The 15,006-nt window shown below is 55.1% G+C and carries 13 protein-coding genes; 1 reads left to right on the top strand and 12 read right to left on the bottom strand.

Translation table 11 applies throughout. The features are described from left to right. Positions 1–86 precede the first annotated feature (86 nt). From CABTHER_RS13400 to CABTHER_RS13355, 11 genes are all read right to left on the bottom strand, one after another. The gene (locus CABTHER_RS13400; protein ID WP_014101203.1) at positions 87–455 is read right to left on the bottom strand and encodes a hypothetical protein; all 369 of its coding nucleotides are present in this window, start codon (positions 453–455) and stop codon (positions 87–89) included. Positions 456–663: 208 nt separating this feature from the next. Then, complete coding sequence (locus tag CABTHER_RS13395) at positions 664–2,034, bottom strand: acyclic terpene utilization AtuA family protein (RefSeq protein WP_014101202.1); 1,371 nt, start codon at positions 2,032–2,034, stop codon at positions 664–666. Between the two features lie 584 nt (positions 2,035–2,618). Then, positions 2,619–3,755, bottom strand: coding sequence for an ACR3 family arsenite efflux transporter (gene arsB / locus CABTHER_RS13390; RefSeq protein WP_014101201.1), 1,137 nt, complete (start codon positions 3,753–3,755; stop codon positions 2,619–2,621). 299 nt (positions 3,756–4,054) lie between these two features. After that, positions 4,055–4,765 (bottom strand): GntR family transcriptional regulator, encoded by a 711-nt coding sequence (locus tag CABTHER_RS13385; RefSeq protein WP_014101200.1) that lies wholly within the window; start codon positions 4,763–4,765, stop codon positions 4,055–4,057. Then, the gene (locus CABTHER_RS13380; RefSeq protein WP_014101199.1) at positions 4,762–5,349 is read right to left on the bottom strand and encodes a helix-turn-helix domain-containing protein; all 588 of its coding nucleotides are present in this window, start codon (positions 5,347–5,349) and stop codon (positions 4,762–4,764) included. The genes CABTHER_RS13385 and CABTHER_RS13380 overlap by 4 nt, the downstream gene beginning before the upstream one ends. A gap of 5 nt (positions 5,350–5,354) precedes the next feature. After that, on the bottom strand, positions 5,355–5,591 hold the full coding sequence (gene rpmB / locus CABTHER_RS13375; RefSeq protein WP_014101198.1) for a 50S ribosomal protein L28: 237 nt from the start codon (positions 5,589–5,591) through the stop codon (positions 5,355–5,357). 252 nt (positions 5,592–5,843) lie between these two features. Continuing rightward, complete coding sequence (locus tag CABTHER_RS16210; protein ID WP_148264113.1) at positions 5,844–6,659, bottom strand: lytic transglycosylase domain-containing protein; 816 nt, start codon at positions 6,657–6,659, stop codon at positions 5,844–5,846. Between the two features lie 24 nt (positions 6,660–6,683). Beyond that, a complete protein-coding gene (locus CABTHER_RS16205) occupies positions 6,684–7,931 on the bottom strand; it encodes a tetratricopeptide repeat protein (protein WP_228374090.1) in 1,248 nt (415 codons plus the stop codon). A 328-nt stretch (positions 7,932–8,259) separates the two neighbouring features. Next, positions 8,260–9,285 carry an RNA-guided endonuclease InsQ/TnpB family protein gene (locus CABTHER_RS13365; protein ID WP_014101197.1) on the bottom strand — a complete coding sequence of 342 codons (1,026 nt, stop codon included), beginning with the start codon at positions 9,283–9,285 and terminating at the stop codon, positions 8,260–8,262. Beyond that, positions 9,282–9,665: an EI24 domain-containing protein gene (locus CABTHER_RS13360; RefSeq protein WP_014101196.1), complete on the bottom strand. Its 384-nt coding sequence runs from the start codon at positions 9,663–9,665 to the stop codon at positions 9,282–9,284. Before CABTHER_RS13360 ends, CABTHER_RS13365 begins: the two co-directional genes overlap by 4 nt. 45 nt (positions 9,666–9,710) lie before the next feature. After that, a complete protein-coding gene (locus tag CABTHER_RS13355) occupies positions 9,711–10,397 on the bottom strand; it encodes a hypothetical protein (protein ID WP_014101195.1) in 687 nt (228 codons plus the stop codon). A 214-nt stretch (positions 10,398–10,611) separates the two neighbouring features. Between CABTHER_RS13355 and CABTHER_RS13350 the strand changes: the two genes are divergently transcribed. Next, the gene (locus tag CABTHER_RS13350) at positions 10,612–11,196 is read left to right on the top strand and encodes a hypothetical protein (protein ID WP_014101194.1); all 585 of its coding nucleotides are present in this window, start codon (positions 10,612–10,614) and stop codon (positions 11,194–11,196) included. A gap of 31 nt (positions 11,197–11,227) precedes the next feature. Here CABTHER_RS13350 and CABTHER_RS13345 read toward each other — a convergent pair whose 3' ends face one another. After that, positions 11,228–14,746, bottom strand: a complete 3,519-nt coding sequence (locus CABTHER_RS13345; protein ID WP_014101193.1) for a TonB-dependent receptor — start codon at positions 14,744–14,746, stop codon at positions 11,228–11,230. Positions 14,747–15,006 lie beyond the last annotated feature (260 nt).

Genomic DNA, 15,006 nt, shown 5'->3' with positions numbered 1-15,006 from the left:
TTACTTGCAAAAAAGAAAAAAACGCCCGGAAGACCGGGCGTTTGCGCTTTCTGTTGAGCAGAAGAGGCTTCGTATTGTACCCAGGCTTATTGATTGGGAGCTGCCTGGGCGCTCGTCACGCTGAAGCGCTCACGTGAGCCATCGAACTTGATGCTCTTGAGCACGTTGGTGTCACCATTCTGGGTGAGCGCAATTTCATCACCGTTTGCCTTACGCTCATCGGTGGTAAGGCTAACTGTTGTCCTGGCAATGACTTCCTTGCCGTTGAGGATCGTCATTTCGCCAGTTTCCTTGTTGATCTTCACCTTGTAGGTGCCCTTTTTCACGACGGTGCCGTTGACCGATACATCCCGGTTGAGCGTCAGGGTTTTGGTCACTTCGCCTGCCAGAGCGGAAACGCCAAGCAGGGCCGTCAGGGTGAGACCAAGGATGAATGTCTTTCCGAAGAAACGCATAGGAACTCCTGTAAAAACTTTCCGAAGGTGGCGGTATGGTCGAACCTTCCAGTTCATTCCATACCATTGTCTTTCGACGCCTTCTATAACGACAGACGGGTTCCCAAGGTTCGGAAAAATTCCCGAAGATTTCCGTAATGCCCGAAGTGGACAAGATAACCGGCGGGGCGGCATCCGACGATCAGGCGCCAGGCGCCGCACGGGAACATCACCCGTTGGCCAGAAGCTGAACATCCGGTGTGACGACGGCTTTGGGAATCAGCGTCGGGAAGTAGGCGACGACTTCCTCGACTTTCGGGCGCCCGGAGCCAAAGCCCGTGACGGTCGGCGGCCCGTTGAGGGCCAGTGGGGCCAGCTCTTTGGTGAACCGCTCGACGCTGGCCTGGTCAGAGGAGCGGACAGCCACCCGCAGGACGACTTCCGGCAGGTCGCGGGACGGTTCTCCGGCCAGTTGCAGACCGTGGCACGCGCCAGCGCCGACGTATTCCGTCCAGATTTCGTCAAAGTGCAGTCCCAGGTCGTGCAGCCGTTGGCGCAGCATGGCATCGGCCCGGCGGGCTTTGGCGTAGGCATCCGGCCAGGCGTAGATGAGGCTGCCCACGGCCTTGTATCCGGCAAAGTAACTGGCCGAGACCTTGTAAAACTCCGTAGCCGGCCGGCCCTGAATGCCCCAGACCCGGACGCGATCGGTGTCTTCCTGGGCAAGCTGGATCGTCGTGAAGTCGGCAATGCAATCCGGCGTGATGTAGGTCGTCGGATCGCCCATTTCATAGACAAGCTGTTCCTTGACCGTGGCCACGGTGACGCGCCCGCCGGTGTTGGGGTGTTTGGTGACGACAAACGTCCCGTCTTCGTGCATCTCGATGATGGGAAAGCCGATGTTGGCGTAGTCCGGGGTCGTCTCCCAGTCCACAAGGCAGTTGCCGCCAGTGCACTGCGCTCCACACTCGATGATGTGTCCGGCGACCGTGCCGGCGGCGAGCCGATGCCAGTCATCGGCTGCCCATCCAAACTCGTGAATGCAGGGGGCAAGCGCCAGTCCAGTGTCAGTGCAGCGTCCGGTGATGATGACCTGGGCCCCCTGGCGGAGGGCCTCGGCAATGGGCTGGGCACCGAAATAGACGTTGGCGCTCTGGAGATGTGCGCGGACGGTGGCCAGCGGCTCGCCGGTATCGAGATTTTCAAAGGTGTGACCGGCCGCCATGAGTTCGTCGAGGCGTCCCAAAATGTCGTCTCCGGCGACGATGCCAATCCGCAGTTGGTCGGCCAGTCCATGCTTGGCCGCGACCATCCGCACAGCTTCGGCACAGGCCTGGGGGTTGACGCCCCCGGCGTTGGCAATGACGCGCACGTTTTTTGCCAGAACCTGCGGCAGGATGCGGTCCATCAGGGCCACGAAGTCAGTGGCGAAGCCGGCCTTTGGATTCCGGGACTTCTGCTTCTGCATGATGGACATGGTGACTTCGGCCAGATAGTCAAGCACGAGGTAGTCCACGGGTCCGCCTTCGATGAGCCGCACCGGTGCTTCCAGCCAGTCGCCCCAGAAGCCCTGCCCGCAAGCGATACGAATGGTTTTCATGGCAACAATCCAACCTGTTCCTTTCAGATGTTTGGCGTACGCCGGGCATGGTAAGCCAGTTGGCCTGCCGGCTGGAAGCGCAAATGAATCAGCAGTGTGGGCGGTTCCGGGCGGTTGGAGGTTGCGGGGGCTGGAAGGGAATCGGGGGCTGAACAGGCGCTCTTCCCGAAAAAAAATGGAACCTGCCGGGATGTGGAAGCGTATAATTACCCGCTGCCTCAGGCAGCAATCACTTCCTGGGGAGAGAATGCATGAAGCTCAGAGTCATTAGCAGCAAAAAATGTGGTGGGCGGCTTGTTGTGACGACAGCGTTGCTTTCAACCGGTACCCCGGCCCGGGTCGGCTGGTGGATCAGCGGAAAGAGCCATGAAGACCTGATTCAGGTTGATGACGATCCCTTTGCCTGGGATGACTACTATACAGAGGGACTTACAAGGACGAGTATTGGGAGACCTATGAACTGGCCCAGGAAGTAGCTTATTGGTGCAGTCAGAAGGGCCTCAACTGCACTCCGAATTTTTACCGAAAAAACGCCGTAAAGCCCTGCCCTTTAGGGCAGGGATATAAGGCGTTTTTTCGGTAAATTATTCATACGGGCTGATACAGCGGGGATCAAGCAAGGTAGCCTTTTCTGGCTCACGGGGAAACCAGCCTGCCGTCAGCTTGCAAATCTCCACCAACATCAACATTACGGGCACCTCGATTAGCACCCCCACTACCGTTGCCAGTGCCGCCCCAGAATTTAAGCCAAATAACACTACCGCTGTCGCGATCGCCACTTCAAAGTGATTACTTGCCCCAATTAGAGCGGCGGGAGCCGCATCCTCATAGGAAAGCTGTAACTTTAACCCTGCCACATAGGTCAGCAAAAAGATAAAGTTAGTTTGCAAAAATAGGGGTACGGCAATCAGCAAAATATCCAAGGGGCGATTAACAATCAATTCTCCCTTGAAAGCAAACAAGAGAATTAGGGTGATCAGTAATGCGGCGATCGCCACTGGGCTTAAGTATTTCAGAAACTGTCGCTCAAACCACTCCTTGCCCTTGTAGCGCAAAATCCACCAGCGCGAATAAATCCCCGCCACCAGCGGTAAACCCACATACACCAGTACAGAGAGAACAATGGTCTCCCAAGGAACTGGCAAATTATTCACCGCTAACAGCCAGCGTCCCATTGGCGCATAGAGAAACAGCATAGCTAGGGAATTGACCGCTACCATCACCAATGTATGACCCTGATTGCCATAGGAAAGATAGCCCCACATCAGCACCATCGCTGTACAGGGAGCGATCCCCAAGAGAATTGCCCCCGCAATATAGGAATTTGCCAGAGGTATCACACCTCCCCTAATTATTTCCTCTCCCTCAATCAACGGCTTAAATAGCCACCCCAAGAAAAATTGGGCAAAGACCACCATCGTAAAAGGTTTGATTAGCCAATTCACCACTAAAGTTAGAATCACGGGTTTAGGAGCGCGTACCGCTCTAGTGGCTTGGGTGAAATCAATTTTGACCATGATGGGGTACATCATGAAAAACAGACAAATGGCGATGGGGATGGAAACCTGATAAACACTCCACGAATCCAAGGTAGCGGCAACATTGGGAAACAACCGCCCCAACCCAATACCAGCAACAGTGCAAAGCAATACCCAAATCGTAAGGTAACGCTCAAAGAAGCTCAATTGACTGCCAGCCTTAATTTTTTCCGTCTTAGTCATGCAACAGCCTCTCTGACTTAGCCTAAATAATTGCCACCAGTTACAACTTTGGTAGTTCGTGGCTTCACAACAACTGCTGATCCGCGCCAGAAAACTAAGTTAGACAAACTTGCCATTACAGCAAACATTGACTGGGGCGAAACCTTTAGCTGACAAATTGTAATCATAAATACGCATAAAGAATCAGTAGAGGACTACTAATTAAAATGGATAGGTATCTATGTTAATGGCGATTGATATTTTGGCAAATCTTGGTCGCTGTGTCAATACCTAATTTTGATTTCAGCTACTCAGAAAGACTAGCGATTAATAGTTACCGCATAGGTGAGCAAATCTGCCCGAGATGGAGCAGAGCCATAGACCAGCGATCGCTGATACTGATCGTAGGCAGTGTAGCAATAGACTAAGAGAGGTTCTCCCAGCGGCACAGCCAAATGCTCACTCAATTGCTGATCCGCCCGGGTACACTCCAGACTCGCCTCTATCTTGGAAATATGGATACCGTTGCGCTCTAGGGTGGGGAAAGTCATGGCAGTTTTTAATTCATTAGCAAACTGCCGTCCCAATTCCAAAAGAATGTAACTCTTATCTAGGATTGCAGGAATTCCATCCAAAAGGAGAATTTTGCTTTGAAAACAAGCTAAATCACTGCCCAAAATCTCTTGCACCCGAGGGGGTGGACTAACCTCTTGAAACTCTAGGTGGCAAATGGCAGACTGCACCCCTTGGCGCTTCATATCCTCCTCGAAAAATATCAGCAGGCTAGACAGGGAATAAACCCACTTGCACTGATTTTTGACAAACACACCTCTACCATGCTGTGCACTAGCCAACCCCTGATGCACCAGATTATGAATGGCGCGCCTGATAGTAATGCGGCTGACTTGAAACTGCTCCATCAACTGATGTTCGCTGGGCAGTTGTTCGCCTACGGCATAGACTCCTGTTTCGATCCGCTGACGCAATACCTGAGAAATTTGCAAATGCAGAGGAATACGGCGATCGCTCATTCTGCTGTGTTTTGCGGATAAAAAATAATCGCCAAAAAGCGAATCGGCAATTCAATCAGGGCTTTTGGTCCATGGGGAATATGCCCCTTAAAAGTTAGAGCATCTCCCTCACACAAAGTGTAGCTATTTTGCCCATGACGATATTCCATTTTGCCTGACAGCATATAAATAAATTCGGTGCCCACATGCTCAAAAATAGGAAAAACTTCTGAAGCATCATCCATCGTAATCAGAAACGGCTCGAACTGCTTGACGGGTCCTTGATCGTAAGCTAACAAATGGTAGGTATGACCTCGCTTAGTCCCCCGCCGTACCACTTCCATACCGCAATTACGCTTCACCAACTGCGCCCCGCCCTCTGGCACATCGTAATCGCGGAACAGAGTCGCCAAAGACACCCCCAACGCCTTCGCCAGCTTTTCCAGCGTTTCTAGGCTAGTGGCAGTTTGGGCATTTTCAATTTTGGAGATCATGCCCCGCGAAATACCTGCATGATCCGCCACATCAGCAATAGTTAGCCCCTGCCGTTGTCGGAGTTCTTTAAGGGTATTGCCGACATACCGCTCCAGAGAACCGCCATTCATGCTAACTAAAGTTTGCGGAGATCGATGCCCGCCTCCCTGGCAAAGGTGTCGAGGCTTTTGTACTGTAGGGTTTTGATTGCTTTGGTCGAGAGCTTGAGAGTAACAAAACGCTTGCCCTCTGCCCACCAAATGCGTTTTTGTTGCAAGTTGACTTCTTGCAACCGCTTGTTGCGCTTGTGGGAAAAAGAGATAGTTACAGCATTGTTGGCTGTTTTACCCGTTAATTGACAGCGGCGGCTCATGGCTCAATTTCTTTACTAAAATTAGTGCTTATCTAGTATAGCATAACTAGCCAATTATTATGCACAGTGGTTCAGATACTCCTTTCTCACCCTCAAATTGGCAGTTTTCCCTCACTCCTCACCACTGTTCTGTAAGGCGAGGGAAGTATTCTTTTATCTGATGATTTGGGAACATTTGCCCTCTCCCACAGGGCGAGGGGAGTGTGGGAATGCATGCACATAGACTTCCTTCCATAGGGTGAAGGGAGTGCATTACTTCAAAGTTGCCATTTTCTGGCGAATCACTGGGGAATAGAGGCGCAAATAGTTCCAATAGTTGCCGAAGACTTTGGGAACATAATCTCTGGTTTCGGCATAGGGAATGTTCTCGATGAATTCATCGGGATCGCCAAGACCTTTTTCTCTCACCCATCGCCCGATCGCCCCAGGACCTGCATTATAGCTCGCCACAGCCAGCAGGGAATTATTTTGGAAACTGTTGTGAGTATAGTCTAAATACCAAGTGCCGAAGTTGATATTGTCTTCGGGATTGGTCAGAGAATAACTGCGAATGCCGCGCTTACTGGCGATCCATGCTCCTGTATCGGGCATTACCTGCATCAAACCCACTGCCCCAGAACGGGAGAGGATTTCTGGCTCAAACCGAGATTCTTGGCGGATTAAGGCAATCACCAAGGCGGGGGGCAGGCGAAACTGCCGCGACCAGCGATCAATCTGCGGCAAGTAGGGAAACGGATAGATGGCTTGTTTGTATTGGGGCAGAGCCATCAGTTGTTTAATTTCTGCTTGCTGTTGAGCATCGACATCAATCCATGTCAAGCTTTCCAACGCTCTTATACCATTCAAGTTGTCGTTCACCCCCAGCCGCAAGATGCCATCGCTAAATATCTCTTGGGGACTGAGGCGGCGTTTGCCCCTAATTGCGTTTTGCCAGTGGTCGTGTGCCTCACGATCCAACCCTATCAAATAGAGTTCATTGACCACATCGGAGACAGCGGGCAGGGGACTGCGTTTACTATCGGGTTGCAAGGCTAAATTGACATTACGCGCCGTGCCGAAGTCTCCCACCTCTTGCCAGCCTAAGAACACTGCCTATCGCCACGCAAAATAAGAATCGGGTTGCAGTTTGAGCGCAGTAGTAAAAAAGCGATTGGCTGTTACGGTATCTCCTAGCCGCTGAGACCAGCGACCTGCCCAAAAAGCTGACTCTGCCAAGATTTCACTACTAGGATTCTGGCTGATGATGGTTTGCACTGTGGCGATCGCCCCTTGCAGGTTGCCATTGCGGGCTTGGGTACGGGCATTGCGCCAGCGCAGTTGGGCTGAACTAGGAGAACTGGGATACTGCCCTAAAAGGGTCTGCTCGGCTTGACGCGCTGTGGCGGGATCGCCAAACTTCTCTTGGGAAAGTTCCCATAGCAACAGCAGGGCTTCGGCGTGGGTGTTGGCATAATTGCGGGCAATGCGATCGCTCGCTTGTTTCGCTTGATTTTGATCCCCGATCTGCATAATACGGAGCAAAGCTCTGGGAGCTTCGGGACTATTGGGATACTGCTGGACTACTCTTTGGTAGGCGGCGATCGCCCGTTGGGGTTGTCTTGCTCTCTGCCAACTTCTGCCCATGCGATAGGCGGTAAAACTATTGGGGGTGGCATTGGCGTAAGCATTGGCGGCACGGCTAAACTCAAAGTTATCGTAGTAGGCAGTGGCGATCGCCCACCACTGGTCTGGTGTCAAATTACTGCCCCCAGCCACCAAGCGATTGAGAATCGGCACAATGTTCGGCGTGTCAGGGAAATAGGTAACTAGCTGTAGGGCTGACTGCCGCTGTTGCGGTTGGCGGTTAATCGCCCTCAGCAGAGCAGTGCGGGTAAGGGGATGCTTGGGAAAGCGGCTGATCAGTTCTGCTTCTCGTCCCAAAGCGGCAAGGGCGATCGCCGAACTGGGGTTATTAGGATACTTGCTTAAAACTTCTTGCCACACTAGGTTAGCATTCTGGTTGTCTTGGGCAAGCTGGTAAGCCTGCGCCCGTTTGACCAATACATAATCTGCCAGCAGGGTATAATCTCGCTCTAGGTTGTCCAAGACATTCAGGGCAGAGCGGGGGTCATTGCTTTGCAGGTACAGGTCAGCCAACAACAATCGCTGACGCGGATCAGTGCCATTACTCCTCAGTTGGGCGATGCGCTGGTCGATGGGGCGGTAGGTCAAAGGATCAAAAACAGCGATCGCTCTCGAATTCAGACTGACAACAGCAGGGTTATCTATGGGGCGGTGGAGTTGGGCGCTGGCAAACACACTACCGAGCAAACTAACGCTAGCGATCGCAATCCATGACATAGTTTTCGGCATAAGCTAGTTGACATACTCCCCTGCCTAAAGGCAGGGGATTCTGATTACTGGTTCAGCGACAGCACTTATCGCAGAAGGTTGCCCTACTGCGACAGCGGTGCTTATCTCCCCAGTCGTTCGGGATTTCTCCCCAGTTCCCTTTTGCCCAAAGGTACTGTAGTGGCAAGTAGCGAATAGCGAACAGGGAGCGAGTAGCGAGCAGCGAGTAGCGAGTAGCGAATTACCTTCCGAACCACTCGCCACTCGCCACTCACCACTCGCCTCTGAACCACTCGCCACTCGCCACTTGCTTCCTTATTGAGGACAACTATGGGTTCTAGTGGATAGGGTTTTTACTACCATAATGCCCACAGTGACTACAGTCCTGTGTGGTGTACTGCGGCGGTACGCTGACTACTGCCTTGTCCCACACCTTGCCGTAGTAGTCCAGCCACGCAGTGAATTGAGACCAGCCAGCATCATGAATGGATTTGGCAAGATGATGATTTTTGACCAGGTTCTTCACCTGCAAGTCTTCATACGCCACGACATCGTGAGATGCCACCACGCACCGTGCCTGCTTAATTGCCCAGTCCTTACGCTGGCGTTGGACTTTCAGATGCACTTTGCCCAGTCGCTTTCTTTGCTTGTGGTAGTTCTTGGATTGGGATTTTGCCCCCTTCTTGAACTTCCGACTTAATCTGCGCTGGTGTTGCTTTAACCTCCTTTCACTACGCCTCAAAAACTTAGGATACTCTACAGGGTTGCCGTTCTGGTCGGTGTAGAAAGCCTTTAAGCCCAAGTCAATGCCAATAACATTGCCTGTGTATGCTCCCTGCTCTTTGCGCTCCACATCCAAGCAGAACTGAGCATAGTACCCATCTGCCCTGCGTATCACCCGCACCCGATTGATTTTGGAGTTTAGGATATGGTGTCTTGCCTCACCATTGCAGTACAGAGCAAAAGCACCAGCATTGAAGCCATCAGTGAAGGTGATAGACATTCCATCTCCTGACAGCTTCCAGCCAGATACCTTGTATTCCACAGAACGGCAATGCTTCTTGAACTTGGGATACCCTTTCTTGACCGCCTTGTTTCTGCAGTTGGTATAGAACCGAGAAATGGAAGCCCAAGCTCGCTCTGCACTTGCCTGCCTTGCCGCTGAGTTTAACTTCCTGACAAAGTCAAACTCTTTGGCCAGGTTTTTGCAGTGGGCATAGAGAACAGCTTTGTTTACGCTCTTGTTGTCCATCCAGTACCGCACACGTATGTTTCTGACAAACTGTGCGGTACGGATGGCTTCATCCAGAGCCTGATACTGCTCTGCTGTCCCGTTGAGTAGCTTGGCTTCCATGACTCTCATACTGCTATTTTATCACAGGTTTGGCTTGATAAAACAGCGTGCGCCTTATATCCCTGCCCTAAAGTGCAGGGCTTTACGGCGTTTTTTCGGTAAAACGGCGCTCCGAGCACCACGCCAAAGCGCACGAGCACGTAACCCAACGTGACAAAGAGCGTTATAACCAACAGGCCGCGCAGCAGCCAGGCGATCCACGCAGGCCAGCCTTCCACAAGCATAGCGATGAAGCGAAAGCCGGCCAATAACAGCGTTGCGTACAGGACAACCCCAACCAGAAGATTGAGACCAACCGGAATAGCAACGTAGCGCCAGAGCGCCGGTTGGCGAACCAGCAGACGAATGGCGCGCCAAGGGCAGCCGGCGCCGCGCAAGAAGGCATACATAGGTGATGCCCGCCGGGACAGGGCCGCGCGCCGAAGCCGGTTTTTTCAGCGGACGCTCGGATCAACCATGACCGATGTGGGACTGCCCGGTTCCGGCGCCGGTGTCACATCGGAAAGGACGGAGTCCAGGTCGGCTTCGTTGAAATCCAGTTCTCCAACGAATGGCCGCAACAGTTCTGACAGCCGCTGGCGTTCGGCGTTGAGCCGCGCCTCAAACTCCCGCGCCTGACGTTCGGCTTCCTGGGCTTCCTGAACCAGGCGTTCCTTTTCCTCTTCCTGCCGCCGGATGAATTCCAGGCGCTCCGCCTCCATTTCCTTGAACCGCTCAGCATTCCGACGTTCGAGACTGTCGGCCCGCTGAAGCAGCGTTCCGTGGTACGCATCGAGCGCCTTGACCTTGCGGGCCGCATCGGCCTTTGGTTCTTCAATAGTGTGTCCTTCGCGGTCAAGCGCAAACTTGAGGGCAATGACCTTGGTTTCCGGCGGTGCATTGGCGATGATTGGGTTGGCAATCATCTTTTCCAGCTCTTCAACGCCACAGGGCGAGACTGGAACGCGCGCGCTGCGATAAATGGACTCAAAGCTGCGCAGGTGCGGGGGTACGTCCTCTTCCGGTGGACGTGGCGGCTCGTGCGTCCGTTCCTCATGATGATGGCGACGGTCGCGCTCATCGCGGTTGCTTTCCGGTTTCGAGCCAAAAAACCTACCGAGCATGCCAGTTCCGTTGCTCATAGACGCCTCTTTCGACCGGGAAGATCATCCCGGCGCATCCGAAGTCAACTGCACTTGGGTACTGGCCTATTGTGTGTGAAAGCTGGACCGGAAACAAGCCACTCCGGGACAACTTCCACCCAGCCGTATGTTGCATCACGCTTGGCTGTGCAGGTCAGCCCGCATAATCACGTTGTCCCCCCGGCTTCCATCCTTTGCGTGTAGGTAAAGGCTTATGACATCACCCCTGCCCGCTGCCAAGCTTGGCGACATCGTGGCGCGTTTTTCGGTTTTCACTGGCTTCTGGGCAATTGCCTATTTCTTCATGTGTCTGACCGCCTTTGCCATTGCGCATCCCCGGTGGACATTCACAGTGGAGGTTGGGGCCTTCCTGACGTGGTTTGCCATCTATTTGACGGTTGCCCTGACGCTGGGGAATCTCATCGGCGTGGTCTCCAATCTCCTCCGTCCCCATACCGGTACAGTGACCCATGGTGACTTCGATGGGCGGTTTGCTGGGAACTGGCGGCAAGTCATCCAGTTCTGCTTCGGAACGCTCGTCTCCGGCCTTGTCTTTCTGGCGCTGGCCAGACTGACGGGCAGCCTGGCACAGCAGTGGTTTGACGCTCCGTTGGACATCCTCAACGGCACGTCGCTTGGTGTGGCTGCCCTGGCGGTGGCCATTGAGAGCACAACGACGACCCTGCTCGTGCTGGGCATTATCTTTTATGTCAAAGGTCAAATCGAAGCGGTTCGCGCCACCCACCCGCCCGACACCGCCAGCGCACCCGGCACGGTCGGAACCCCCGTGCCGGGCTAGTTTTTTCCGGGTGGCGCTGCCCGGTCGCCCGTTAGAAGGCGAATTTGAAGGCGAACTGCACGATACGCGGCCCCGTGGTGGCCTCCAGAATGCGCCCGAAGTTGGGCGTTCCCACCACGTTGCCGGGATTGGCGAAGTTCGTCTGGTTGAAGATGTTGAAGAACTCCGTCCGAAACTCGGCCCGGTAACGCTCGCGGAACACAAGAAACTTCACAACGGAGAAATCCGTGTTGCACTGCGCCGGCCCCCGCAGGGTGTTGCGACCGACCGTGCCAAAGTTCCCAACACCAGTTGAAGCAATAAACCGGCTCGTATCGAAGTACCGGTCGAGGCGGCGGCGCACATCGCCAGAGAGACGACCATTGCCCTGTCCGACCGGAGCGTAGGAGGCGCGTGCCCCGTCGCTCAGCCCGGTACTGCTGGTAATGGTGAAGGGCAGCCCGGTCTGGACAATCGAAACACCGGAAAGCTGCCAGTTGTTCGCCAGCGCCTTGAGGGCAAAGTTGTCACCGCCATAAAACTTGGGCAGGTCATAGACGAAGCTCACCACGAGCCGCTGCCGCCGGTCAAAGTCCGCTGTGGCACGGTTGCCACGGAAGGTAGCCTGGTCGCCAAAATCCGGCGACACATCGCTGGTTCCCAGTGACGAAAGCTGACCGGAGTACTCATCAATGGCGTGTGCCCATGTGTAGCTGACCAGCGCCTGAAGTCCCTTTGACAGCCGCCGCGTCACCGTGGCCTGCAGGGAGTTGTAGCTCGCTACAGCCGACGATTCCTGCACCGTGACCGAAAAGGAGTTCAGGCTTGGCTGGGTAATCTGGGACAGGATCGTGCCGAACGGACTTACCGTGCCGCCGGGGGCAAAGGGCTGGTTGACATTCTTGAAGCGTTGCAGCTTGCGCGTCTGGGAGCCGACGTAACTGACTTCAAGCTGGGTGTCCTTGATGAACTCCCACTGGAAGCCGAGCGAGTACTGCTGGACGTAAGGCGTCCGCAAGTAGCGTCCGGGGTAAATGCCCTGGACGGCTACCTGCCGTCCGCCCAGGCAGAAGGGAAGTCCACGGTTGGGTCCGGGTGCGCCGGTGCAGCTTGTGCCGGGGAAAAACGACGGATTGCCCGTGTCAATCGGTCCCTGCGCGGTCGGGATGGGAGCAAAGGGGTTGGAAAGCCCGCCACCGGCTACGGCGGGGAAGAACGGCACAAGCGGAAAGACCGGGAAGCTGAAGCTGGAGTTGATGACCGTACGGGCGTTGAAGCGGTCATAGTAAACTCCATAGCCGCCTCGCACGACAAACCGATCCGTGGGCAGTGGCTTGAACGCCAGCCCAATGCGCGGTGCAAAGTTGTTCCAGTCCGGGTCAGTAAAGCCACGCCGGCTGTCGCGGGTAATGCCCGGCAGTCCCACGCGGTTGTTGGACGGCACAAAGAAGCCGGCAAAGGTGCCTGCCAGGTTGGAAACGCCATTGGGCCCGACGCCAACAACCGACCGCGCTACAGCTTCATCAAAGGTGGCCATCAACCCGTCCACTTCGTAAAACGGGCCAAAGTAGTCATAGCGGACGCCCAGGTTGAGGGTCAGCCGGTCGTTGACCTTCCAATCATCCTGGAAGAAGAACGTAAAGTCGTTGGCGCGGAAGTCACGTTTGGCCCCGCCCGGCGAGATGACCGACAGGAAAGGTGAGGTCAAACCGTTAGCAACCGACGACAGTCCCGGATTGACGCCGGTAATCAAAAACTCGGTAAAGGGCAGGGTGGGCAAAAACTGGGGTGCGCGGTTGACCGAGCCGGGAGGAATGCCCAGCGCCGCAAAGGCTCCCAGTCCCGCTGCATTGGCAAAGCCGCCGGTAAACTGAAGCAGTCCCCGCGCGCCGACATTGAAAAACACCCGCTGGCGGTAGGGACGCACTTCGCCGCCAAACTTCATCGAGTGCGCTCCGGCCGTCAGCGAGAGCGTGTTGTTGAACGTCCAGCCTTCCGTGGTGTTGAAACTGTCGGACGTTGTGGCCGGGCCAACCGAAAACATGTTCGAGAAGACAAAGCCCGGCAGACCCGGAAAGCGCGCGCTGCTGGGCGAGTTGATGCCAAAATCAGCCGCCCGGAACGGTTCGGTGGGTTTCCCCTGCGTAATCAGGCGGTTGTAGCCAAACCGGAATTCGTTGATGAGCGTCGGGGTGATGATGCTCGTCCACGAAGCGGTTGTGACGCGGTTGTTGGTGATGGCATCCACCGGATAGCCCGGCAACTGCAGGGCGTTCCCACCGCCGAACTGACGAAACAGGCCCTGTTTGACCGTGTTGTTGGCAAAGAAGAACTTGCCCGACACGCGGTTGTTGTCGTTGATTTGCCAGTCGCCATTGGTGTTGAACTGTTCTTCCCGGAAGGTGGATTCGGCTACCTGGACGCCAGTCGTCCGCCCGTTGCCGCTGGGGATGAGAAACTCCCCGTTGGGATAGCGGGCCTGCAGCAAACGCACCTGTGGAGAATTGGCAAATGCCGCTGAGTTGATGAAGGGGGCAAAGCCAGGGGCGCGACTCAGGGCAATGGCCCGGATGGCTGCCAGGGAGCGGTCGTCGGTCAAATCCGGCGCCGGATTGAACGGTGCAATGCTGTTGTTAGTGGACGTGCCATTGGTTTCACGTGTTCCCTGGTAGGAACCAAAAAAGAACAGGCGGTTTTTGACGATAGGACCGCCAATGGTCCCGCCATACTGCTTGCGGTTGTTGGCCTGACGCGGAATCCCGCCCCGTTTCAGAAAGAAGTTGTTGGCGTTGAGTGCCTGATCGCGCAGGAAGAAGTAGGCGTTGCCGTGAAACTCGTTGGTGCCGCTCTTGGTGATGGCGGCCACGATCCCCCCGGCGTTGCGTCCGGCCGAGGCATCGTACTGGCTTGTCTGGACGATGAACTCCTGCAGGGTGTCGGTGGCCGGAACGGCCAGATTGGCAAAGGAGTTGGTGCCAATCGAGTTGGCGTCAATGCCGTTGATGATGATCGAGTTGCTTGTGGTGCGCTGACCGTTGACGTTGATGGCCGTGTCGCCGCGTCCCACCTCCGATGTGTTGAAGATGTTGGCGGCAGTACCGGCAGAAAGCGCCAGAAGTTGCTGGAAGTTGCGGGTCGGCAGGGGAAGCTGGCGGATGTTGCGCTCATCCACGACGCGCCCATGCGCGGCCGAATCAGCCTGAATCAACGGCGCTTCGCCCGAAACGTTGATGACCTCCGATGCCGCTTCTCCGATTTCAAGCGAAACATCATTCGTTGTCACTCCGGTAATGTTGACCGTGATGTTTTCGGTCACGCTCGTCTTGAAACCCGACGAGCGGACTTCCAGCCGGTACTTTCCGGGCGGGAGCAGGGTGAACACGTAGTCGCCGTTGCCGCCGGTCGTCACTTCGCGCTTGCTGCCGGTGGCCTGCTCAATGAGCGTGACCGTTGCCCCGGCAACTACTGCCCCCTGGGGATCGCGAACTGTGCCGCGTAACTGCCCGGTGCTGGCTGATTGGGCCAGGCCGGGAAAGACGGCAAAACCCAGAATGAAACACAGGGCCAACATCACACCTGCCAGTGCTTGTCCACAACACAGTTGCGTCAGACAGCCGTTTTGCGGGGCAGACCATCGGCTGTCCATCATCCGGTTTTGACGCAACCTTCCGTTACACCACTCGAAGGCCATGGCTGCTACCTATCCTTTTTCCAGAGGGAAATTGCGTGCCGCCCATGGGTGATGCTGCACTGTAAGTGTGGCGCATCCTGCACAGAAGCAAGCATTTTGAGCGGCGTGACGCAAAGATAGCCCGCGTCTGAAACAGCGTC

It is taken from the genome of Chloracidobacterium thermophilum B (genome assembly GCF_000226295.1).
In the GTDB taxonomy this organism is placed as follows: domain Bacteria; phylum Acidobacteriota; class Blastocatellia; order Chloracidobacteriales; family Chloracidobacteriaceae; genus Chloracidobacterium; species Chloracidobacterium thermophilum.
This window is presented reverse-complemented; position numbering and strand designations above follow the sequence as displayed.

Coding starts and splice junctions, on each gene's coding strand:
- CABTHER_RS13365 (WP_014101197.1), bottom strand. CDS start 9,285: ATGAGAGTCATGGAAGCCAAGCTACTCAACGGGACAGCAGAGCAGTAT.
- CABTHER_RS16205 (WP_228374090.1), bottom strand. CDS start 7,931: ATGTCATGGATTGCGATCGCTAGCGTTAGTTTGCTCGGTAGTGTGTTT.
- CABTHER_RS13400 (WP_014101203.1), bottom strand. CDS start 455: ATGCGTTTCTTCGGAAAGACATTCATCCTTGGTCTCACCCTGACGGCC.
- CABTHER_RS13385 (WP_014101200.1), bottom strand. CDS start 4,765: ATGAGCGATCGCCGTATTCCTCTGCATTTGCAAATTTCTCAGGTATTG.
- CABTHER_RS13350 (WP_014101194.1), top strand. CDS start 10,612: ATGACATCACCCCTGCCCGCTGCCAAGCTTGGCGACATCGTGGCGCGT.
- arsB (WP_014101201.1), bottom strand. CDS start 3,755: ATGACTAAGACGGAAAAAATTAAGGCTGGCAGTCAATTGAGCTTCTTT.
- CABTHER_RS13380 (WP_014101199.1), bottom strand. CDS start 5,349: ATGAATGGCGGTTCTCTGGAGCGGTATGTCGGCAATACCCTTAAAGAA.
- CABTHER_RS13355 (WP_014101195.1), bottom strand. CDS start 10,397: ATGAGCAACGGAACTGGCATGCTCGGTAGGTTTTTTGGCTCGAAACCG.
- CABTHER_RS13395 (WP_014101202.1), bottom strand. CDS start 2,034: ATGAAAACCATTCGTATCGCTTGCGGGCAGGGCTTCTGGGGCGACTGG.
- CABTHER_RS13360 (WP_014101196.1), bottom strand. CDS start 9,665: ATGTATGCCTTCTTGCGCGGCGCCGGCTGCCCTTGGCGCGCCATTCGT.
- rpmB (WP_014101198.1), bottom strand. CDS start 5,591: ATGAGCCGCCGCTGTCAATTAACGGGTAAAACAGCCAACAATGCTGTA.
- CABTHER_RS13345 (WP_014101193.1), bottom strand. CDS start 14,746: ATGTTGGCCCTGTGTTTCATTCTGGGTTTTGCCGTCTTTCCCGGCCTG.